Source organism: Rahnella sp. NRRL B-41462 (assembly GCF_003263525.1).
In the GTDB taxonomy this organism is placed as follows: Bacteria; Pseudomonadota; Gammaproteobacteria; order Enterobacterales; family Enterobacteriaceae; genus Rahnella; species Rahnella aceris.
This window is the reverse complement of the sequence record NZ_JYDF01000035.1, coordinates 1-22,547: the sequence shown is the minus strand read 5'-3', so window position 1 is coordinate 22,547 and position 22,547 is coordinate 1. Positions and strand designations below refer to the sequence as shown.

Sequence of the window (22,547 nt, the reverse complement as noted above, 5' to 3'; positions counted from 1 at the left end):
TGTGTAAGGTCATTTATTGGCAGGAGGAACACCCGGCAACTGTACTGAACATTGTGACGTTATTTCGTGACGGTCGTCACTATGATGTAACAACAGGAATTTCACATACATTTATTTTGTGATTCAAGTCACAAAATAAGGAGGGGTGAGGGAATTTTAAACAGGCAATCTCCGCTGCCGGGGATTGCCTGTTTATCAGTTACAGTTAATCAGGCAGGAACGGCATCTGCCGCCGCACTGCGCGACCAGATCCGGTGTTTGAGCATGTCTTTCAGAAACGCCTTCAGCAACGCTCCTTCTGCTTTTTCACCTTCCACAACGCCCTCTTCCGGCACATCATCCGTCAGCCCCAGCAGCGATTTGAAGCGGCGTGCATCGCCACTTAGCCCCACCACTTTCAGGTGTTTGTAGGCTTCGAGCACATAATGCCGTGCATCGCCATTCATCAGCAGTGCGTCGATATGCCCATGCGGAACAATCACTGCATCAACGGTGATGGAAGGCGATCCGGCAAACGTAGCATCAACCGGCAACGTAGAACCATCATCGGCAGTCACACTCCCTAAGTGACTGGCCAGCAGCTTAGGGTGAACGCCAGCGGCCTGAAGTGCCTGTAAGGTTTCCAGAACATCCGCCGCATTCACACCTTCACCCAGCAATATCGCCACCTGCCGCCCTTTGATCGTGCCTTTACCGCTGGCATACAAACTCAGCGACGGATCATTTTTCAGCCCATTCACGGGCTTCGGCGGCTTGATCTTCAGGGTGTCAGCGGAAAGGGTAATACCCAGATTTTTCGCCACTTTCTGCGCCAGCGTCTGATCAACATGCGCTAACAGATCCACGACCCGCTCGCGGATATACGGCCGCGCCACCTTCGATAATTCAAATGAGAAAGCGCCGATAATATGATCCTGCTCCGCTGTTGTCTGGCTCAGCCAGAACAGGCGCGGATGGGCATAATATTCGGCAAATGACGGACTGCGCTGACGGATTTTTTCTGCATCAACCCGTTCAGGATAACTTTCAAAGCCACCACCGGACGCTGCCGGAGGTGTTTCCCTCGGCCAGTTATTGTTGATGGAATTCGGCTCGTAGTTCGCCGGATTCGTATCAATGTCCTGACGGTGCATGCCGTCACGCTGGAAGTTATGGAAAGGGCACGTCGGCCGGTTAATCGGAATTTCATGGAAATTAGGCCCGCCCAGACGACTGATTTGCGTGTCGGTGTAAGAGAACAGTCGCCCCTGCAACAGCGGATCATTGGTGAAATCTATGCCCGGCACAATGTGCCCCGGGTGGAACGCGGCTTGCTCGGTTTCAGCAAAGAAATTATCGGGGTTACGGTTGAGCACCATTTTGCCGATCAGTTCTACCGGCACCAGTTTTTCAGGGATGAGTTTGGTCGGGTCGAGCAGGTCGAAATCAAATTTGAATTCATCTTCTTCAGGGATCAACTGCACACCCAGTTCGTATTCCGGATAATCTCCGGCTTCGATGGCTTCCCACAAATCACGGCGGTGGAAATCGGCATCTTTCCCGGCCAGTTTCTGCGCTTCATCCCATAACAAAGAGGCTTTTCCGGCCAGCGGTTTCCAGTGGAAACGCACAAAAGTGGCTTTGCCTTTCGCATTCACGAAACGGAAAGTATGGATGCCAAAACCTTCCATCGTGCGGTAACTGCGCGGAATGCCCCGGTCAGACATCGCCCAGAACACGTTATGCAGGGTTTCCGGTTGCAGGGACACGTAATCCCAGAAGGAATCGTGCGCACTCGCCCCCTGCGGGATTTCGTTATGCGGTTCGGGTTTTACCGCATGCACAAAATCAGGGAATTTATGGGCATCCTGAATAAAGAACACCGGTGTATTGTTACCGACCAGGTCGTAAATGCCTTCATCGGTATAAAACTTGGTCGCCCAGCCGCGGATATCACGTACGGTATCTGCCGAACCGCGGGAACCCTGAACGGTAGAGAAACGCACAAATACCGGCGTTTTCTTTTTAGGATCAGAGAGGAAGCTGGCTTTGGTCACTGCCTTCATACTGCGATAGGGCTGGAAATAACCGTGCGCCGCAGCGCCCCGCGCATGAACGATACGTTCGGGAATCCGCTCATGGTCGAAGTGAGTAATTTTTTCACGGAGAATGAAATCTTCAAGCAGTGTCGGGCCACGGTTTCCGGCTTTCAGCGAGTTCTGATCATCAGAGATTTTGGTGCCCTGATTGGTGGTCAGCGGCTGTTTTTCACCATTTTTGCGGTGGCGTTCTAATGCATCGAGTTTGGCATTGGTATTTTTCGGACTCTTCGCACTGCCGGACGCTGTCGGTTCTTTTCCTGGCGGTGTCGGTTGTGGTGAAGGCTGATAAATACGATCGCCGGGCGCAAGATCCCCCAGGCGTGGCTGTGAAGATTCAATGCCCGTGGCGGGGGCGCGGCTTACCGATTTTGACTCGCTTTTCTTGGTCACTTTAGAGGGTGATTTTGACATTGAACATAGCTCCTCGACAAAGGTTTCGGGTGTTCTGTGGACGTTCTGTAAATCTTCCATGATGACTTTCCTGATTAACTTTTAACTATAGAACATCTCTTGCGCCTTGCTGTTCATGCTTTCCGGCTATAGTTTTAATCCATAGCCACAGATTTTCGTATGGACACTTGCCTGGAGACCCCAATGAAAAAAGAAGAATTGCTTACCCTGAAACAGGCTCCGACCAGCTTTGCCCCTGCCGTCACTCCCGTCGCCAGCACCACTATCCATACCGATACCGACGGGCTGCACGCAGGCCAGACCACCATACCCTCGCAGGGCGAAGATATGCCCGCCTACCTCGCCCGTCCGGAACAGTTCACCGGTAAATTGCCGATCGTGCTGGTGGTGCAGGAAATTTTTGGTGTACACGAACACATTCAGGATATCTGCCGCCGTCTGGCGAAACAGGGTAATATGGCCATCGCGCCGGAGTTGTATTTCCGGCAGGGTGACCCGCGTGACTACACTGAAATCAGTGAGCTTTTTGCTAAACTGGTCAGTAAAGTGCCGGATCAGCAGGTGCTTGCAGATCTCGATCACACTGCACACTGGGCATCACAACATGGCGGGGACATTTCTAAATTAGGCATCACAGGTTTCTGCTGGGGCGGGCGCATCACCTGGCTGTACGCGGCGCACAATCCGCAGCTGAAAGCGGGCGTGGCGTGGTACGGCAAACTGGTCGGCGATAAAACGCTGACCAGCCCGTCAAATCCGGTTGACCGCGCCGCCGCGCTGGATGCACCGGTTCTGGGTTTATACGGCGCAGAAGATTCCAGCATTCCTCTGGATACCATTGAAACCATGCGTCAGGCCATTCGCGCAGCCAATGCTACGGCGGAAATCGTGGTATATCCGGAAGCGGGCCACGCGTTTAACGCCGATTATCGCCCGAGTTACCACGCTGAAGCCGCCGCCGACGGCTGGCAACGGATGCTGGATTTCTTTGCGCAGTATGGGGTTAAGTAATAAAAAGTATGGTGTGCAGTAAAAGGACACCGACCAGAATGACAAAAGCCCGACAGGTTTTTCCTGCCGGGCTTTTTACGGGAAGTTAACCCGTTACAGCGACAACTGCCCAAAGGCACCCTGCCAGTCTTGTTCAAATTTATCGACAGCCGCCTGTACCGCAGGCGCACTGATAAATTGCTCCGCTACGTCCACCGGGATAGTGACCGACTGACAACCTGCCAGCAGACAGGCCAGAACCTGACGCGGCGTTTTAAAACTGGCGGCCAGCACTTTGGCATGCGGCGCATGCAGGGACAGCAATTGCTGCAACTCCGTCACCATCGCAATGCCATCTCCCCCCTGGGCATCCAGCCGGTTAACATACGGCGCGACATATTCTGCTCCGGCCAGCGCCGACAGGAGTCCCTGCCCGGCACCATACACCGCGGTTCCCAGCGTTGGAATTTTGCGGGTACGTAAGATCTTAATCGCTGCCAGACCGGCGGCGGTGACCGGCACTTTGACCACCAGCCCCGGCACGCGGGAATGCAGCAGTTCAGCTTCTTCCACTATCTGTTCGGTCTGATTCGCCAGCACTTGTGCAAACAGTTTCCCTTCACCACCTAATGCATCACGAAGCGCGGGCAAAACCTCCCACACGGAAGTCTGCGATTTAGCCACAATGCTCGGATTGGTGGTCACACCCTGTAACGGTAAAATCCGCGATAAACGTTTTACTGCACTGATATCAGCCGTATCCAGATAAAGTTCCATATTCTCTCCTGTCAGAGTTCCAGTTCTTGTTTAAGCAGCGCTTCAATCTGTGCTGCGGTGGTGGAATGCATCAGCGCATCACGAAAACTGTCATGCATAATCCGTCGCGCCAGCTTTGAGAAAATCCGCATATGCTGATCGCCTGCAGCGTGTTTATTGAGAGTCAGCATGATGACAAACTGCGCTTCTTCATCGCCCCACCGCACCGGTTGCGGGAGTTTCGCGACGCTGATAGTCGATTGCTCAATGTGTTCTGATTTGGTGTGCGGTATCGCAAAGCCAAACCCGAGGCCGGTGGAAAATACGGCTTCGCGCGCCCAGACATCGGCGGCGAGTTTGCGTGGATAACGGCAACGCCCTGCCAGCATCAGGTTATCCACCATGCCTTTAATCACTTCTTCTTTACTGCGCCAGTCAGCATTAAGCGCCACACATTCCGCCGTAATCAACGGGGCATCGTTGACCGCCATCCTGAACTGCGCCAGCAGGTGTTCGACTTCCAGCGACGTGCGACACTGCATGGCGCGGTTCAGCAGCAGGCGACATTCGCGGCTGTCGAGTTTGGCCAGCCGTGCTTTGGTCACAGGAACCGACGGTGCACTCATGCTGATTTCATCAAGCCCCAGCCCAACCAGCAGCGGCAATACCGAGCCTTTCGCGCCAAGTTCACCGCATAAACCAATCCATTTACCGTGGCGATGCACTTCGCGCACAACGTGGTCGAGGCCGCGCAGGAAGGCCGGATTCAGGCTGTTGTAATGGCGTGTCACTTTCGCGTTATCACGGTCGACCGCCAGCAGATACTGCGTCAGGTCATTACTGCCGATGCTAAAGAAATCAATCTCTTCGCAACACTGATCGATGATGAACATCACCGACGGCACTTCCAGCATGATCCCAAGCTGAATTTTTTCATCAAACGGCACTTGCTCACTGCGCAACGACTGCCTGACTTCAGCCAGTTGATCTTTCACCCATAAGATCTCTTCCATAGAGGAGATCATCGGGATCATGATTTCAGCGATCCGTGCGCCGAGGCGCGCAGGATCGCGCGCAACTGCGTATGGAATAACGGCAGGTATTCCTGATAAATACGCACGGCGCGATAACCGAGGAACGGGTTGTTTTCGGCAGGAATGTTCAGATAATGAACTGGTTTATCGCCACCGATATCCATGGTGCGGACAATGATGGTTTTGCCGTTGGCCGCATCCGTAGCCTGACAATAAATGTTGTACAACTCATCTTCGGAAGGAGCGCTGGCGCGATCCATATACAGCATTTCTGTACGGAACAGTCCGACAGCTTCTGCCCCATTGCCAAACGCCGCGCTGGCTTCGACCGAGTGGGCAATATTGGCCGCCACTTCAAGGCGCACACCGTCAGCGGTATACCCCGGTTTATTGAGATATTCACTTTGCTGTTCACGCAGCGCCTGATGCACCGCCTGTTCCTGACGATAATAACGGCGCACCGGTTCGCTGAGCGCACAGACAATCAGCCCGAGATCGCCGTCGATCTGCACATTCTGCTGCAAATAAGCCTGAAGTGGCTGTGGATCAACGCCAACGAGTGCAGGAATATTGAACGATCGGGCAAGGATCACGGTATGCGACGTACTGCCTCCGCTGCCGAGCAACAGCCCCTTCAGATGTGTTTTATCCAGTTCGAGAAATTGACTTGGCGTCAGTTCATCTGCCAGACAAATACTGGCTTCGCTCAGTGCCTGCTGGGAAGGAAAACGCTCCTCGCCATAGATTTGCTGCAAAAGCTGGAAGCTGACATCACGAATATCCAGCTCGCGTTCACGCAAATAGGCGCTGGACGATTGTGCGAGCTGCAAGCTGAAATGCGCGGCGGTGTCGACAATGCTTTGCGCACAGCTCCGGCCTTGCGCCACGCGGCTCAGCAAGGCTTCCCGCAGGCTGTTATCACGCAGCAAAGAACGGTGCGCTTCCAGCACTGCCGTGATCGTCCCGTTGTCCGCCATCGGCTGTAATTCGAGTGATTTTTCAAGCTGTGCCAGTCCGGTGGAAAGCAGACTTTGTTCTTTATCTTTACCCTGAGATTCCGGTAAATCCCTGAGTGTCGCCAGATTCACATTCGACAGGCTGACCAGTTTCCCCAGCGCACAGCCTTCACTGACTGAACGGGCACGGAAAACCAGCGGAGAAAGATGCATCAGGGATTCAGGAAGCGGCTCAAATTCAGCGTTTTCATCATGCTCAGGCAGGGCTTCATCGCAATGAGGCAACTGATGTTTAATGAAATGTGCCAGCGCAGCATGCGCGGCATCTTCGTCATTCCCTTCAATGGTCACGTGACATTCATCGTTAAACAGAATATCGGCACCAATCAGTGAAAGGACACTTTTACCATCTGCAATGCGGTCAGTACGCCCATTGTGCCACTTAAATACAGACCCGAAACTGTTGCACAGCGTTTCAATATGGCTGGCCGGGCGGGCGTGAACACCATTTACCAACATGCAGGTGAAGCTCAACTTCTTGGCCATTTCTGAATCCTCATCCCAAATTCCGGTGTAATGCACCGGCTCCTTGCAGCATAAGAGTCAGGCGGATCCGATAGCTACCAGACAAAAATGACAAACACTGGATAAATGTAATGTGTATCGTTTTTTGCGAGCCAGCTCACGCGCCACTACCGTCACTAAACCGCGTATTTTCTCGGGTTATTTGAACCGGCTCGCATTTTTGTGAGGACATTACAAAAGTCCAGTAAAACACAAATTTGTCCACTATGAGCGCCACAGCCAGCAGCCTATTGTTGAGGTCGATAGCCTTTCTGTATCTGCGGTTTTTGAAATGAAACCCTGATATTTGCGATTTTCAGCCCGACACCGGTTTTCGTGGAGTTCATCATGAAAGACTTACTCAATATTCTAAAAAATACCCGCCAGCATCTGATGACTGGCGTGTCTCATATGATCCCCTTTGTGGTCGCGGGTGGCATTTTGCTGGCGGTCTCGGTGATGCTGTATGGCAAAGGTGCCGTACCGGACGCGGCAACCGATCCGAACCTGAAAAAGTTATTTGATATCGGCGTCGCCGGTTTAACCCTGATGGTGCCTTTTCTGGCGGCTTATATCGGTTATTCCATCTCTGACCGTTCCGCGCTCGCCCCTTCGGCAATCGGCGCCTGGGTCGGCGCCTCATTCGGCGCAGGATTTTTTGGCGCGATCATCGCCGGTTTGCTGGGCGGCATTATCGTTTTCTATCTTAAGAAGATCCGCGTACCGAAGATCCTGCGCTCGGTGATGCCGATCTTCGTGATCCCGATTATCGGCACCCTGCTGACTGCGGGCGTCATGATGTGGGGACTGGGCGAACCGGTTGGTTTGTTGACCACCTCCCTGACTCACTGGCTACAAGGCATGCAGCAGGGCAGCATTATTGTGCTCGCCATCATCATGGGGCTGATGCTGGCCTTCGACATGGGCGGACCTGTTAATAAAGTGGCCTACGCTTTCATGCTGATTTGCGTGGCACAGGGCGTGTATACCGTGGTGGCGATTGCCGCCGTGGCTATCGCGACACCGCCGCTGGGGCTGGGCTTTGCCACGCTGATTGGCCGTAAATACTATTCCACCGAAGAGCGCGAAGCGGGCAAAGCCGCCATGCTGATGGGCTGTGTCGGTATCACCGAAGGCGCCATACCTTTTGCCGCCGCTGATCCGTTGCGTGTCATTCCTTCCATCATGTTCGGTTCTGCTTGTGCGGCGGTGACTGCCGCCCTGGTTGGCGCGCAATGCTATGCCGGCTGGGGCGGGCTGATTGTACTGCCGGTCGTGCAGGGAAAACTGGGGTATATCGGCGCGCTGCTGGTCGGCATGGTTGTCACTGCACTGTGCGTCAACACGCTGAAATATCTGGCCGCCAAAAAGCAGTCGGCAAAAACGCGTCAGGAATCTGACCTTGATCTGGACTTCGAAATTAACTGAACCCAAAGGAAAACATCATGACTCACATTATTGCTGTCACCGCGTGCCCGTCCGGTGTTGCTCATACTTATATGGCGGCTGAAGCGATTGAACGTGCGGCAAAAGCTAAAGGCTGGGAATGCAAAGTTGAAACGCAGGGTTCAATCGGTCTGGAAAACGAACTGACGCCGGAAGATGTGGCGGCCGCCGACATCGTGATCCTGACCAAAGACATCGGTATCAAACAGGAAGAGCGTTTCAAAGGCAAAGTGACGGTGCGCGTGGCCATCAGCGATGCCGTAAAACGCGCAGATGCCATCATGGAAAAAATCGCAGCGCATCTCGCCAAAGCTGCTGTCACGGATTGATCCCAAGGAGAACGAGATGACTTCCCGCACAGAACGTCTTAAAGCCGCACTTTTCGCCAGCCCGCGTGAAATCTCGCTGGAACGTGCCCTGCTGTATACCGAAAGTCACCGCAGCACAGAAGGCGAACCCACGCTTTTGCGCCGCGCGAAAGCCACGGCATACATTCTGGATAACATTGAGATTGCCTTGCGTGAAGACGAGCTGATTGTCGGTAACCGTACGGTCAAACCACGTGCGGGGATCATCTCCCCTGAAATGGACCCCTGCTGGCTGCTGAAAGAGCTGGACACGTTTCCCACCCGTCCGCAGGACCGTTTCAACATTTCTGAGCAGGATAAACAGATTTACCGCAGGCAGCTTTTCCCTTACTGGGAATCGCATTCGATGAAGGATTTCATTAACAGCCAGATGCCGGAAGAAGTGAAAGCGGCCACTCAGACGCAGATTTTTAGTATCAACCAGACTGACAAAGGTCAGGGGCACATCATTATCGATTATCCCCGTCTGCTGAATTCGGGCCTGGATAACTTAGTTTCAGAACTTCAGCAACACGTTGCCGGCGCGCCGGATAATGCCTTTTATCAGGCAGCGCTGATTACACTGCAGGCAGCACAGCGGCATATTTTGCGCTACGCCGCGCTGGCAGAAGAGTTAGCAGAAGCCTGTCAGGACAACTCAAGAAAACAAGAACTGGCGCGTATTGCCCGCATTTCGCGATATATTTCCGGCCATAAGCCACAGGATTTCTATCAGGCCTGCCAGCTGTTCTGGTATATGAATATCATTTTGCAATACGAATCCAATGCCAGTTCGCTGTCCCTCGGGCGCTTCGATCAGTACATGCTGCCGTTCTATCAGCACTCGCTGTCCCACGGCGAATCCCCGGCGTTTCTTAAAGAACTGCTGGAAAGCCTGTGGGTGAAATGCAACGACATCGTGCTGCTGCGTTCGTCGTCCAGCGCACGTTACTTCGCCGGATTCCCGACGGGTTACACCATTTTACTCGGCGGTCTGACCGACACCGGACGCAGCGCCGTCAATGTGTTGTCGTTCCTGTGCCTGGATGCCTATCAGAGTATTTGTCTGCCACAGCCTAACCTTGGCGTGAGAGTCAATGAACTGATCGACCGCCCGTTCCTGCTGAAAACCGCCGAAACAATCCGCCTCGGCACCGGCATTCCACAAATCTTTAATGATGAAGTGGTGGTTCCGGCATTTCTCAATCGTGGCGTGCGCCTTGAGGATGCGCGGGATTATGCGGTAGTAGGCTGCGTGGAATTATCCATCCCTGGCAAAACCTACGGGCTGCATGATATTGCCATGTTTAACCTGTTGAAAGTCATGGAACTGACGCTGCATGAAAATGAAGGAAACACCGCGATTACTTATCCTGAGCTGGTGGAACAGATCCGCCGGAAAATCAGCCATTACGTCAGGCTGATGGCGCAGGGCAGCAATATCTGTGATATCGGCCACCGCGACTGGGCACCGGTTCCGCTGCTGTCCTCCTTTATTACAGGTTGTCTGGACAGCGGCAAAGACATTACCGCTGGCGGCGCACGTTATAATTTTTCCGGTGTTCAGGGTATCGGCATCGCCAACCTCAGCGATTCCCTGTATGCGCTGAAAGGCATGGTGTTTGATCAGCAACGCCTGACCTTTGATGAATTACTGGCTTCGCTGAAAGAGAATTTTGCCAGCGAGGAAGGCCGCGCCATTCGCGCCCGCCTGATCAACCGCTTTGAGAAGTATGGCAACGACATTGATGAAGTCGATTTGATCAGTGCAGATTTGCTGCGTTTTTACTGTAAGGAAGTCGAGCAGTATCGTAATCCACGCGGTGGTCAGTTTACGCCGGGTTCTTATACCGTTTCCGCACACGTACCTTTAGGTGCGGTAGTCGGTGCAACGCCGGATGGCCGTTTTGCCGGTGAACAACTGGCAGATGGCGGACTTTCGCCAATGTTGGGCCAGGATCATCAGGGACCAACGGCGGTATTGAAATCCGTCAGTAAACTCGACAATACACTGCTCTCCAACGGTACGCTGCTGAATGTGAAGTTCACGCCATCAACGCTTGAAGGCCAGCAGGGGCTGAATAAACTGGCCGATTTCCTCGGCGCGTTCACCCGTCTGAAGTTGCAGCATGTGCAGTTCAACGTGGTGAATGCTGAGCAGCTTCGTGAAGCGCAAAAACGTCCACAGGATTTTGCGGGGCTGGTCGTCAGGGTGGCGGGATACAGCGCGTTCTTTGTTGAGCTGTCAAAGGAGATCCAGGATGACATTATCGGCCGCACCGCGCACCAGCTCTGACCTGCGGATCCCTGTTATGGAAGCAACGGAAAGACGCGGGCGCATCTTCAACATTCAGCGTTTTTCACTCAATGATGGCCAGGGTATCCGTACCCTGGTTTTCTTCAAAGGTTGCCCCCACCGCTGTCCGTGGTGCGCCAACCCTGAATCGATGTCACCACGCATTCAGGTCATCAAAAGGCAGGCAAAATGCCTGAACTGCCGCACCTGTTTGCAGGATCCGAACGAATGTCCGAGTGGTGCAATGGAGTATGTCGGCGAAGATATTACGCTGCCGGACTTAATGACGCGCCTGCTCAAGGATGAGATTTTTTTCCGCTCGTCGGGCGGTGGTGTCACGCTTTCCGGCGGCGAAGTGCTGATGCAATACACATTTGCCGGTGAGTTGCTCAGGGAATTGCAGGCCTTAGGCATTCCGACAGCGATCGAAACGGCGGGCGATGCACCGCTGGGCCACCTGTTGGCGCTCGCCGATCACTGCGATCAGGTATTGTATGACTTCAAGATAATGGATCCCGCTCAGGCACGAGCAGTGCTCAATATGGATCAGCCGCGTGTGTTGCAGAATTTCACGGCGCTGGCACGACGCGGCGTTAAGCTGCTGCCCCGCCTGCCGTTGATCCCCGGTTTCACGTTAACACTTGAAAATATGCAACAAATTCTGGATTTCCTGCAGCCCTTCAATTTAACTGAAATCCATCTGCTGCCCTTTCACAAATACGGCGAAGCGAAGTATCCGTTACTGGATAAAGCGTATTCAATGTATAAGACGACGGCACCGGATGCCGCAGCTATTGCGCCGTTTTATGCGATGGCCGAAAAATACGGTTATACCGTGACGCTCGGTGGATAAATTTTCTTAATCAGGGGAAACACTATGTCGCTCAAACTGGTCGCAGTAACCGCCTGTATCAGCGGTGTGGCGCATACTTATATGGCGGCAGAAAAGCTGGAAAAACTGTGTCAGCACGAAAAATGGCCGGTAAAAGTTGAAACTCAGGGTGCGCTGGGCCTCGAAAATGCACTGTCAGAAACCGACATTGCTCAGGCCGATGTTGTGCTTTTAGTCACTGAAATTCAACTGGAAAACGGTGAGCGATTTGCGCACAGCCGTTGCGTCCAAACCGGCATCCACACCTTTTTACGCACGCCGGAGAAAGTGATGGCTGCCGTAAAGAAACTCGCCACCTCGCCTCAGGGAACGAAAATCGTTCTGCCCTGACGATTACGACGTCCTATTTTCCAACTGGCTACGGTATTGCCGCCGGTATTCTGACGGAGAACGCTCAGTGCTTTTCCTGAACTGGCGGCAAAAATAGTTACTGTCGACAAAGCCACAGGCGTGCGCCACTTCCCTCACTTTCATGTCGTAGCCTTTCAACAAGTTCTTCGCCTGTTCAAGGCGGACATAATTCAGGTATTCGTTCAGCCCGATACCGCCGCTTTTCTGGAATAAATGCGACAGGTAATTTGGCGAAATATAGAAAGCCTTAGCGACAGAATCGCGGGTCAGCGGCTCGCGGTAATGTTCTTCGATATACTGGCGAACGGCCTCAAAAAGCGCCTGACTGCGCGAGGCAGTTTTCACAAAGGAACTGAACAAGTCCAGCGCGTGGCTCAACAACCCTTTCACCAGAAACTGCGCCGTAGTCTGATCGCTGCGGTGCCAGGCCAGTTCGTTTAATGCCTGCAACATAAACGCCCCCACGCGCGGCCCGCGCCTGCCCACATTGCCTTTTTCGCCGGACGTAAACTGCGCGCCATCCCAGTTCAGCAGACTAAAGCCCAGTTGCTGCTTGCCAAATAACAGAGTCAGCGTGCGTACCGGTTCCTGCCATTGCGGGCTGTTCCAGCCTTTAGCGGGAACGAACAACACATCGCCCGCCAGCATGCGGACATCCTGATTGTTCCCCTGTTCGTCCTCGCATTTCATCATCTGCTCCCCTTCCAGAATCAGTTCCAGCCGGGGGAAATCGACCTGATAGGACAGTTCAGGCACGGAATGCTGAGCACCGGCAAAATACACCTGGCGGATACCGTGCGGATGTTCAAGTACTGGCGTTAAAAGGGGACAAAGCAGATGGGTCATGGTCAGGCTACCTTTCAGCAGAATCACACCATGATAGCGAATCTGCGCCGGAGAAAGAAAAACAAGACCAAAATTTGCGGAAGAAGATGGAAATTCCGCCCCGCCAGGCGTTGCACATCCGGTGCAGCCTTCAGGCGGAAGGGTTCCACCTGTAAAGCGTCACGGGCATGTGTCACTTTCAGAGGGCGGACTGATGCGGCAATGGCACGGGGACGCAAAAAACTCAAATAAAAAGGGGGCACCGGAGTGCCCCAAACGTTTCAGCAACAACACAACGTAAATCTAGAGAGCGTTCACTCAGGCTTTCTCAGCACGCAGACGCCTGGCGGCTTTCACCATGTTTTCCAGCGACTCGCGGGTTTCCGGCCAGCCACGGGTTTTCAGGCCGCAGTCCGGGTTGACCCACAGGCGTTCTGCCGGAATACGATCTGCAGCTTTACGCAGCAGGTCTTCAATCCATTCCACACTGGGCACATTTGGCGAGTGAATGTCGTAAACGCCCGGCCCGATTTCGTTCGGGTATTCGAAGTCTTTAAACGATTCCAGCAAGTCCATATCGGAACGTGAGGTTTCGATAGTGATCACGTCAGCATCCAGTGCGGCAATGGAATCCATGATGTCGTTGAACTCGCAGTAACACATATGGGTATGGATCTGCGTGTCGTCACGGGCAATTGCGGCATTCAGTTTGAACGCATCCACCGCCCAGCGCAGGTACGCATTCCATTCAGACTGGCGCAATGGCAGGCCTTCCCGCAGTGCCGGTTCGTCAATCTGGATGATGCCGATACCGGCTTTTTCCAGATCTTCGACTTCATCACGCAGTGCCAGCGCGATTTGTTTGGCGATCGTTTCGCGGCTGACATCTTCACGCGGGAACGACCAGCACAGGATCGTAAGCGGGCCGGTCAGCATGCCTTTCACCGGTTTTTCGGTCAGAGACTGCGCGTACTTCGCCCACTCTACGGTGATCGCTTGCGGGCGGCTGATGTCGCCGATAATGACCGGAGGTTTCACACAACGTGAACCGTAGCTCTGTACCCAGCCGTTTTGCGTGAACACAAAACCGTCCAGATGTTCACCGAAGTATTCCACCATGTCATTACGTTCAGCTTCGCCGTGAACCAGCACGTCGATACCCAGACGTTCCTGTTCTTTGATGGCTTGCTTAATATGCTCACTGATACCGGTACGGTATTTAGTGTTATCCAGACGGCCTTGTTTAAAGTCCAGACGCAGGCCGCGGATTTCAGTGGTTTGCGGGAATGAACCGATGGTTGTGGTCGGCCATGCCGGCAGGTTGAAACGGGCACGCTGCGCTTTGGCGCGTTCGGTGTAAACATGCTGACGCTCAATATCCGCAGCAGTAATCGCGGCAACACGTTTACCGACGGCCGCATTGTTTACTCGGGTGGATTCACGACGGGCGCGGATTGGCGCGCTGTATTCCGCCAGTTTTTGCTGCGCTTCGGCGGTGGGATTGTTCAGGGCAGCGGTCAGCAACGCCAGTTCGGCACATTTTTGCAGGGCGAAGGCGAACCAGCTTTTCACTTCTTCATCCAGACGGCTTTCGACGCTTAAGTCGATCGGGCTGTGCAGCAGTGAACAGGAGCTGCCGATCCAGATTTTACGGTCTTCAACCAGTGGCTTCAGACGGTCAAACCAGGTACTGAGATCCGCGCGCCAGACGTTACGGCCATTGATGACCCCCAGAGAAATCAGCCAGTCTTTTGGCAGCGCGTTGATGACGGTTTGCAGATCGTCACGACCGGCGACGGCATCAATATGCAGACCCTGAACCGGTAACTGGCGAATGGTGTCGAGGTTGTGCCCGACGCTGTCGAAATAAGTGGTCAGCAGCAGTTTAGTTTTACTCTGTTCCAGCGCGGTGTAAGCCGGTTTGTACGCATCCAGCCATTCCTGCGGCAGTTCCAGAACCAGAGCCGGTTCGTCAATCTGCACCCATTCGATATCGCGTTTTGCCAGTTCAGCCAGAACCTGCTGATAAACAGGCAGAATATCGTTGAGCAGGGAAAGACGGTCAAACTGTTCGCCCTTCACTTTGCCGAGCCACAGATAGGTCAGCGGCCCCAGCAGAACAGGTTTCACTTTGTGGCCGAGCGCCAGTGCTTCGTCCACTTCTTCCAGCAGTTGTGTCCAGGCCAGTTTGAATTTCTGACCTTTCACGAACTCCGGCACCATGTAGTGATAGTTGGTGTTAAACCATTTGGTCATTTCCGCCGCGGCAGCCGGTTTACCGGTCGGCGCACGGCCACGGCCAAGGCGGAATAAAGTATCGAGATCAACAGAGCCGTCGGCATTATGGTGACGTGCCGGCACGTTGCCCAGCAACAGGCTGGTGGTCAGTACGTGATCGTACCAGGCGAAATCGCCCACCGGCACCAAATCCACGCCTGCTTCAGCTTGTTGCTTCCAGTGACGGGCGCGAAGTTCACGTCCGGTTGCCAGCAGTTCTTCCTGAGTGGAATTGCCTGCCCAGTAGCTTTCTTGTGCTTTTTTAAGTTCACGACGCAGACCAACGCGTGGAAAACCCAGAGTGTGATTCAGTATCGTCATCTTTTAAATTCCTGTTTAGCCATCCAGATGTTTACACATCCATAATCCGCAGGTAGTGTATATTCCACAAGCGCAAATTATTCATGACACAGTGAAGGACTCTCATGATCGAACTGAAACACCTGCGAACGTTGCAAGCACTGCGCAACACCGGGTCACTGGCCGCAGCCGCCTCGCAGCTTCATCAGACCCAATCGGCCCTGTCGCACCAGTTCAGTGACCTTGAGCAACGCCTCGGTTTCAGGTTGTTCGTGCGAAAAAGCCAGCCTCTGCGTTTTACCCCGCAGGGCGAAATCATGCTGAATCTGGCAGAACAGGTGCTGCCGCAAATTCAACAGGCATTGCAGGCATGCAATGAGCCGCACCAGACTTCACTGCGTATCGCGATTGAATGCCACAGTTGTATTCAGTGGCTGACGCCTGCACTGGATAACTTCCATCAGAACTGGCCGCAGGTGTTAATGGATTTCAAATCCGGCGTGACGTTCGACCCGCAGCCCGCCCTGCAACAGGGCGAGCTGGACATCGTATTAACCTCTGACATCCTGCCGCGCAGCGGTTTGCACTATTCCCCGATGTTCGATTTTGAAGTGCGTCTGGTGCTGGCACCGGATCATCCGCTGGCGACCAAAACGGTGATCACGCCGGAAGATCTCAGCACTGAAACGCTGATGATTTATCCGGTGCAACGCCAGCGTCTGGATATCTGGCGTCATTTCCTGCAACCGGCAGGCGTCAGCCCGTCACTGAAAAGTGTCGATAACACGTTGTTATTAATTCAGATGGTGTCGGCGAGAATGGGAATTGCAGCGTTACCGCACTGGGTAGTAGAGAGTTTTGAGCGCCAGGGTCTGGTGGTGACCAAAACCCTGGGCGATGGCTTATGGAGCCGCCTGTACGCCGCCGTACGTGACGGCGAACAGCGCCAGCCGGTGACGGAAGCCTTTATTCGTTCGGCGCGGCAGCACGCGTGCGATCATCTGCCGTTTGTGCGCGACGCGGCACGACCCAACGCCGGTGTACCCACAGTGAGGACATAATCACAGCGGCACCGATAATAAAGCTCGGCCAGTGCGGCTGCTGTTGCCAGATGGCCAGGTTAACCAGCAGCCCGGCCGGGACGTGAAAGTTGTTCATAATCCCCAGCGTTCCCGCATCGACCTGCGTCGCACCGTAGTTCCACATGAAATATCCCAGCCCTGAAGCGCCGATCCCCAGCCACACCAGAATGCCCCATTGCAGGTCAGTGGTCGGCAGTTTTTGCGGATTGCCCCACAGGAACCACGCCACCACCGCGCAAAGCAACGCGCCGATATAGAACCAGGAAAACGCCGTGTGCTGTGGCATCGGCCGGGTTTCCATCAGGCGTTTATAGCCCACCTGTCCGATGGCAAAACAGATATTCGCCGCCTGCACCAGTAATAAGCCAATAATGAAATGTTCGCTGATGTGGTCGTAACGGATAATCGCTGCACCCGCCACCGCCAGTAACGCACTGAGCGCATAACCGATGCGGATTTTGCGGCCACTGATCAGGTCATAAATCAGCGTGACGTACAGCGGCGTCATGACCGTAAACAGCAGGAATTCCGGCACAGACAGATACAGGTACGCCTCGAAGCTGATGAGATACATGATCCCGAGCTGCATTGCCCCCACCGCCATATACAACAGAATGGTCGTAAGCTGATGGCCTTTCCAGCGCAGAAACGGCAGGAAAACCAGCGCCGCCAGCCCTAAACGGACTAACACGGAAAATACGCTGTCGACCTGTCCGGCCAGATACACGCCAATCAGGCTGAAGGAAAAAGCCCACAAAATAGTGGTGATTATGAGTAAAGGCACGGCAATTGAGCCCTGTTGTCAGTGATAAGTGTGAAAGATGCACGATTGTAACGGAATGGGGAAAACCACGAAGTGTGAAGGTGGTTTACATCTGTTCAATTATAGAGCAAACGAGAGCAATACCACGCTTTGAGGGAAACGTGCGCTCAAATACCCCGTCCGGGGGCATGATGGCATACACTTAACGTATGACTGGAAACGGAGGATGAACTGATGAAATGTTTATATGGAATGCTCGCCGCGCTGCCGCTGCTGTTTGCGGTTCAGACCGCCAGTGCAGTCGAAAAGGTGCCGAACCCTAACGATCCGTTGCTGACCAATCCGTCGCAACAGCGCATGCAACAACAACAGCAAAACAATCAGCAAATGCAGAAACGTCAGCAGGAGCAGGATTTACGCACCAGCCAGCAACAACAGCAGCTCAAGCTGAAGTCGCAAATCCAGAGCAATCAGCAACGATTGCAGATCCAGCAGAATAATCAAACGCTGGGGCAGAAGCTGAATCAGACACCTTAATATTCCGGGAGGCACTCAGTGCCTCTTAAATTCCTCATCGCCGTAATGCTGTACTGACTATTTACCTCCGGTAATATCACCACCAGAAACAATAAAAATATCCCTCCCCTTGCATTTATTATTAATGCTTTTATTATTCCCGACCGATAAGAATAAAGTCTTTCTGCCCCTGAATCAGCGCGGCTAATAAAACAGGATCCGCATCTGAAGACGCATTAATAGTGTTTTATAAAATTAAAAGGGAAATTATTGCATGAAAGTTTCAACAGGGATTACCGTAGTTGCTGCCAGTTTATTATTATCCGCCTGTGCGACGACCCAATCTGAAAAGATCTCTGCCGCCAATGGCAGCACTATTGGCCTGTACTCAGGCTTTGCCTCGGCAGATATGAATAATAACCGCTCGCCTGATGTGTATTTGCGTGAAGTCACGCCCTCTTACACCGCTGCGGGCGTTGGACTTAATGTCCTGACTTCTGTGCTTGCCGGCGGTATCGCCGTGAATACCTTCAGTAAGGAAAACCTGAAAGGGTCTGAAATCAAAACCCTGCCTGAACCGACGAAAAACTATCTGACACCCCGGGCCAGGCCGCTCATCACAAACTGGCTGCAAAAAAATGGCAACGGCTATCAGTATAAAAACAATCTGAATATTGTGGCTGCACAGTGGTTACTGGTTTATAAAGACCTCTCCAGCGCCAACTCGGACTACGAGTTGCGTTACACCATTAAATTCTATAAAAAGCCTGAAGATGCGAATATGTTCTCCGCATGGGTTATTGCAGAATGTACGCCAACTGTCGTGACCGCCCCGCTTGCTGACTGGCAGGCAAATAACTATGCGCTGGTCACCAAAACCACAGAGAAATATATGGATTCCTGCCTGCTGGAACTGGATAACCAACTCCCGCGCCTGCTCAAACACTGAGTATTCTCAGCGGTAAAATAATTAAGGCGCGGGATCCGCGCCTTATTCCTGTCAGATAAAATCCGGCCCGATCACATCAATCTTATCGGTACAAATACAGTCCACGCCCCAGCCCAGCAATTCGCGGGCACGCGCCGGATTATTCACCGTGTACACCAGAATATGCAGCCCGGCGTCTTTGATGGCTTTAACGCGTTCTTCGTTGAGCAATTTGTGATTAAGATGCAGGGAAACGCATTCCAGTTCGTCAGTCAGCGCTTTCCAGTTTTCGTGCCATTCATCGATCAGCAAGCCACGCGGTAATTCCGGTGCGGCTTTTTTGGCGGCAACCAGCGCGTCGAATTCAAACGAGGAAAGCAACGGCGGAACGGCCTGATCTTTCCACAACTCCCGGGCGGCCAGCGCGACGTCGGTGCCGGTTTTCTCATCGGTTCCGGTGGTGGGTTTGATCTCAATATTCACCATCATGTGATGGCGCGCACAGCGTTCGGCTACCTGCGCCAGCAGCGGTAATTTCTCGCCTTTAAAAGCGGCGCTGTACCAGTTACCGGCATCGAGCTTTTCGAGTTTTTCCCACGGCAATTCACCGGCCACGCCCCAGCCGTTGCTGGTGCGGTTCAGGGTATCGTCATGCAACAGGAAGATTTCCCCGCCTTGCGCCAGTTTGGCGTCAAATTCGATCATGGTGTGACCGTATCTGGCGCCCGTGTCGATGGCCGCCAGTGTATTTTCCGGTGCCAGTGCGCCGCCACCACGGTGTGCCACAATGCGAGGATATGGCCAGGCTTTCATGTTTATTCCATCCGTAATCCGCTGTGAGTATCGAAAAAGTGTAACGCTTTCGCCGGGAAATCCAAGCGCAACAGCGAGCCTGCTGTCGGGAACACTTCATGGGATAAACGCACCACGACACCGCTGTCCGCCAGTTTGCCGTGCGCCAGATTATCCGCGCCCAGCAGTTCCAGCGTATTCAGCACCATCGGGATCCCCTTCTGCGAATCATCAGTCAGATGAATATGTTCAGGACGGATGCCCACTGTCAGTTCGCGGCCTCCCCATTCCGGGCGTGGAACCGGCAGCGGCAGTTCGAATCCGTCTTCCATTACCAGCGATGTACCGTCAGTGGTCAGCTGGCCCGGCAACAAATTCATGGCCGGAGAACCGATAAAGCTGGCGACAAACAGACTTGCCGGACGGCGGTAAACTTCAGACGGCGTACCGATTTGTTCGGCAATGCCTTTGTTCATCACGATCACGCGTTCCGCCAGCGTCATGGCTTCGACCTGATCGTGCGTGACGTACAAACTGGTGGTACGCAAACGGCGGTGAAGCTGTTGCAGTTCGAGGCGCATCTGCACACGCAGTTTAGCGTCAAGATTGGACAGCGGTTCATCAAACAGGAATACCGCCGGTTCACGCACGATAGCGCGTCCCATTGCCACACGCTGACGCTGCCCGCCGGAAAGCTCACGCGGTTTGCGTTTCAGCAACGGGCCGAGTTCAAGAATACGGGCCGCTTCCTCGACGCGGGCGAGGATCTGCGCTTTACCGAAGCCGCGAATTTTCAGGCCATATGCCATGTTGTCGAACACGCTCATATGCGGATACAGCGCATAGTTCTGGAACACCATCGCAATACCGCGATCTTTCGGTTCCAGTTCGGTGACGCGCTGGTCGTTGATATAGATATCACCGGAGGTAGTGCGCTCCAGCCCGGCCACCATACGCAGCAGGGTGGATTTCCGCAGCCCGACGGCCCGACCATCACGATGAATTCGCCGTCGGCGACATCCAGATCAATACTCTGGATAATCTGGTTTTTGCCGTCGTAGGATTTGGTCACTGCCTGTAATTTCAAATTTGCCATTTCAGTTTACTTCTCACTGTCTACCAGACCGCGCACAAACCAGCGCTGCATCAGGAGCACCACCGCCAGCGGTGGCAATAAGGTCAGGATCATGGCCGCCATCACCTGATTCCATTGGGTCGAGCCGTCGCCGGAGGAAATCATGCTTTTAATCCCCGCCACCGCCGTGCCCATCGAGACATCGCTGGTGATCAGGATCGGCCACAAATATTGGTTCCAGCCATAGATGAAGGTAATGACGAACAGTGCCGCAAGATTGGTTTTCGACAGCGGCAGCACAATGTCCCAGAAGAAGCGCATCGCGCCCGCGCCGTCGATACGCGCCGCCTCCAGCAGCTCATCCGGTAAGGTCATAAAGAACTGGCGGAACAGGAAGGTGGCGGTCGCCGAGGCCATCAGCGGCAACGTCAGGCCGGTGTAACTGTCGAGCATATGCAGATTGGCGATCACCTGGACGGTCGGGAAAATACGCACTTCCACCGGCAGCATCAGCGTCATGAAAATCAGCCAGAAGAACAGGTTACGCAGCGGAAAGCGGAAGTAGACAATGGCGTAAGCCGAGAGCATCGACACCGAAATTTTACCGACGGTGATGACCATCGCCATGATGAAGCTGTTGATCAGCATCCGTCCGAATGCCGGACTGCTGTTACCCGCCCCCTGCGTCCAGATCGTGGTGATGTTTTCCCACAAGTGCGTGCCCGGGATCAGCGTCATCGGCACGTCAAAAATCTGTTTGTTGTCCAGCGACGCTGCCACAAACGCGACGTACAGCGGAAAGAGGATCACCAGCACGCCGAGCAGCAGCATGATGTGGCTGAAGATATCCAGCCCTCTGCGGTTTTCAATCATTGATAACGCACCTTACGCTCGACAAAGCGAAACTGAATGAACGTCAGGCCGCAAACCAGCAGCATCAGAATCACGGACTGGGCGGCAGAACTGGACAAGTCCAGACCGGAGAAACCTTCGCGATACACTTTGTAAATCAGGGTGGTGGTCGCCTGCATCGGGCCACCGGCCGTCGCAGCATCAATCACCGGGAAAGTATCGAAGAAGGCGTACACCAGATTGACCACCAGCAGGAAGAAACTGACCGGCGAAATCAGCGGCAATACCAGATTGAAGAAACGGCGAACCGGGCCTGCGCCATCGATAGCCGCCGCTTCCACCAGCGATTTAGGAATCGACTGCAACGCCGCCAGGAAGAACAGGAAGTTGTAACTGACTTGCTTCCAGACCGATGCCAGTACCACCAGGAACATCGCCTGACCGCTGTTTTGCGCGTGGTTCCAGTTGTAGCCTATCGAGCCGAGGAAATGAGTAATCAGGCCCAGACCGGGGCTGAACAAGAACATCCACAAGACGGCGGCCACCGCAGGCGCAACGGCGTATGGCAGGATCATCAGCGTCTGATAAATCCGGCTGCCGCGCACAACGTGATCGACCAGCGCCGCGAAAAACAGCGAAACGGCCAGCCCGATAAATGCCACCATAAAACTGAATTTCAGCGTGGTGTAGAAAGAATCGAGATAGTACGAGTCCTGAAAAAGCTGCACGAAGTTAGTCAGACCGGCAAAGGTACTGGATAAGCCGAACGGATCCAGCGTCTGCACCGAATACCACAGCGCCTGACCGGCAGGCCACAGGAAGAATATCGCGGTGATTAACAGCTGCGGCAAAACCAGCGCGTAGGGCAACCAGCTGCAACCAAAACCGGGACGGTGTGAACTCATGATGGTTTACTCGTTGATATAAAAGACTCCCCGAAAGGGAGCAAACCAGGTTGGTTTTGAATTTGGCTTTTGGCTCCTCCCCCTGCGAAGGGGGAGGTTGGGAGGGGG

General features: G+C 53.7%; 17 protein-coding genes and 2 pseudogenes. 9 read left to right on the top strand and 10 right to left on the bottom strand.

The annotated features are described in order from the left end of the window. Window positions 1–209: 209 nt before the first annotated feature. On the bottom strand, window positions 210–2,492 hold the full coding sequence (gene katE / locus UC14_RS09735) for a catalase HPII (protein WP_198670062.1): 2,283 nt from the start codon (window positions 2,490–2,492) through the stop codon (window positions 210–212). A 183-nt stretch (window positions 2,493–2,675) separates the two neighbouring features. On the opposite strand from katE, the gene UC14_RS09730 reads away from it, so the two are divergent. Further along, a complete protein-coding gene (locus UC14_RS09730; RefSeq protein WP_112197621.1) occupies window positions 2,676–3,503 on the top strand; it encodes a dienelactone hydrolase family protein in 828 nt (275 codons plus the stop codon). Window positions 3,504–3,596: 93 nt separating this feature from the next. On the opposite strand, the gene fsa is transcribed toward UC14_RS09730, so the two are convergent. Next, on the bottom strand, window positions 3,597–4,259 hold the full coding sequence (fsa, locus tag UC14_RS09725) for a fructose-6-phosphate aldolase (protein WP_112197620.1): 663 nt from the start codon (window positions 4,257–4,259) through the stop codon (window positions 3,597–3,599). An 11-nt stretch (window positions 4,260–4,270) separates the two neighbouring features. Further along, window positions 4,271–6,774 (bottom strand): annotated as a pseudogene (gene ptsP / locus UC14_RS09720) (phosphoenolpyruvate--protein phosphotransferase). A 366-nt stretch (window positions 6,775–7,140) separates the two neighbouring features. On the opposite strand from ptsP, the gene UC14_RS09715 reads away from it, so the two are divergent. From UC14_RS09715 to UC14_RS09695, 5 genes are read left to right on the top strand one after another with little or no spacing between them, the layout of a single operon-like run. Next, window positions 7,141–8,220 (top strand): PTS fructose transporter subunit EIIC, encoded by a 1,080-nt coding sequence (locus UC14_RS09715; RefSeq protein WP_013577444.1) that lies wholly within the window; start codon window positions 7,141–7,143, stop codon window positions 8,218–8,220. Between the two features lie 17 nt (window positions 8,221–8,237). Next, the gene (locus tag UC14_RS09710) at window positions 8,238–8,567 is read left to right on the top strand and encodes a PTS fructose-like transporter subunit IIB (RefSeq protein WP_013577445.1); all 330 of its coding nucleotides are present in this window, start codon (window positions 8,238–8,240) and stop codon (window positions 8,565–8,567) included. Between the two features lie 16 nt (window positions 8,568–8,583). After that, window positions 8,584–10,881, top strand: a complete 2,298-nt coding sequence (locus UC14_RS09705) for a formate C-acetyltransferase (RefSeq protein ID WP_112197619.1) — start codon at window positions 8,584–8,586, stop codon at window positions 10,879–10,881. Further along, a complete protein-coding gene (locus tag UC14_RS09700; protein WP_037035395.1) occupies window positions 10,847–11,734 on the top strand; it encodes a [formate-C-acetyltransferase]-activating enzyme in 888 nt (295 codons plus the stop codon). Before UC14_RS09705 ends, UC14_RS09700 begins: the two co-directional genes overlap by 35 nt. A 24-nt stretch (window positions 11,735–11,758) precedes the next feature. Continuing rightward, complete coding sequence (locus UC14_RS09695; RefSeq protein WP_013577448.1) at window positions 11,759–12,103, top strand: PTS fructose-like transporter subunit IIB; 345 nt, start codon at window positions 11,759–11,761, stop codon at window positions 12,101–12,103. A 3-nt stretch (window positions 12,104–12,106) separates the two neighbouring features. On the opposite strand, the gene UC14_RS09690 is transcribed toward UC14_RS09695, so the two are convergent. Beyond that, the gene (locus UC14_RS09690) at window positions 12,107–12,970 is read right to left on the bottom strand and encodes an AraC family transcriptional regulator (RefSeq protein ID WP_112197626.1); all 864 of its coding nucleotides are present in this window, start codon (window positions 12,968–12,970) and stop codon (window positions 12,107–12,109) included. A 297-nt stretch (window positions 12,971–13,267) separates the two neighbouring features. After that, window positions 13,268–15,547, bottom strand: a complete 2,280-nt coding sequence (metE, locus tag UC14_RS09680) for a 5-methyltetrahydropteroyltriglutamate--homocysteine S-methyltransferase (RefSeq protein ID WP_112197618.1) — start codon at window positions 15,545–15,547, stop codon at window positions 13,268–13,270. Window positions 15,548–15,651: 104 nt separating this feature from the next. Between metE and metR the strand changes: the two genes are divergently transcribed. Beyond that, entirely contained in the window at window positions 15,652–16,587 is a 936-nt protein-coding gene (gene metR, locus UC14_RS09675; RefSeq protein ID WP_013577451.1) for an HTH-type transcriptional regulator MetR, read from the top strand. Here the strand turns inward: metR and UC14_RS09670 are convergent. Further along, window positions 16,493–17,392 (bottom strand): carboxylate/amino acid/amine transporter, encoded by a 900-nt coding sequence (locus UC14_RS09670; RefSeq protein ID WP_013577452.1) that lies wholly within the window; start codon window positions 17,390–17,392, stop codon window positions 16,493–16,495. The genes metR and UC14_RS09670 overlap by 95 nt on opposite strands. 213 nt (window positions 17,393–17,605) lie before the next feature. Between UC14_RS09670 and UC14_RS09665 the strand changes: the two genes are divergently transcribed. Both UC14_RS09665 and UC14_RS09660 read left to right on the top strand, forming a co-directional pair. Next, the gene (locus UC14_RS09665; protein ID WP_013577453.1) at window positions 17,606–17,908 is read left to right on the top strand and encodes a DUF2756 domain-containing protein; all 303 of its coding nucleotides are present in this window, start codon (window positions 17,606–17,608) and stop codon (window positions 17,906–17,908) included. A gap of 253 nt (window positions 17,909–18,161) precedes the next feature. After that, window positions 18,162–18,836 (top strand): hypothetical protein, encoded by a 675-nt coding sequence (locus UC14_RS09660; protein ID WP_013577454.1) that lies wholly within the window; start codon window positions 18,162–18,164, stop codon window positions 18,834–18,836. 51 nt (window positions 18,837–18,887) lie between these two features. Here the strand turns inward: UC14_RS09660 and ugpQ are convergent, their stop codons facing one another. From ugpQ to ugpA, 4 genes and pseudogenes are all read right to left on the bottom strand, one after another. After that, the gene (ugpQ, locus tag UC14_RS09655) at window positions 18,888–19,628 is read right to left on the bottom strand and encodes a glycerophosphodiester phosphodiesterase (RefSeq protein ID WP_013577455.1); all 741 of its coding nucleotides are present in this window, start codon (window positions 19,626–19,628) and stop codon (window positions 18,888–18,890) included. Between the two features lie 2 nt (window positions 19,629–19,630). Beyond that, window positions 19,631–20,703, bottom strand: a pseudogene (locus UC14_RS09650) (sn-glycerol-3-phosphate import ATP-binding protein UgpC). Between the two features lie 6 nt (window positions 20,704–20,709). Next, on the bottom strand, window positions 20,710–21,555 hold the full coding sequence (ugpE, locus tag UC14_RS09645; RefSeq protein ID WP_013577457.1) for a sn-glycerol-3-phosphate ABC transporter permease UgpE: 846 nt from the start codon (window positions 21,553–21,555) through the stop codon (window positions 20,710–20,712). Next, the gene (gene ugpA / locus UC14_RS09640; protein WP_013577458.1) at window positions 21,552–22,439 is read right to left on the bottom strand and encodes a sn-glycerol-3-phosphate ABC transporter permease UgpA; all 888 of its coding nucleotides are present in this window, start codon (window positions 22,437–22,439) and stop codon (window positions 21,552–21,554) included. Before ugpA ends, ugpE begins: the two co-directional genes overlap by 4 nt. Window positions 22,440–22,547 lie beyond the last annotated feature (108 nt).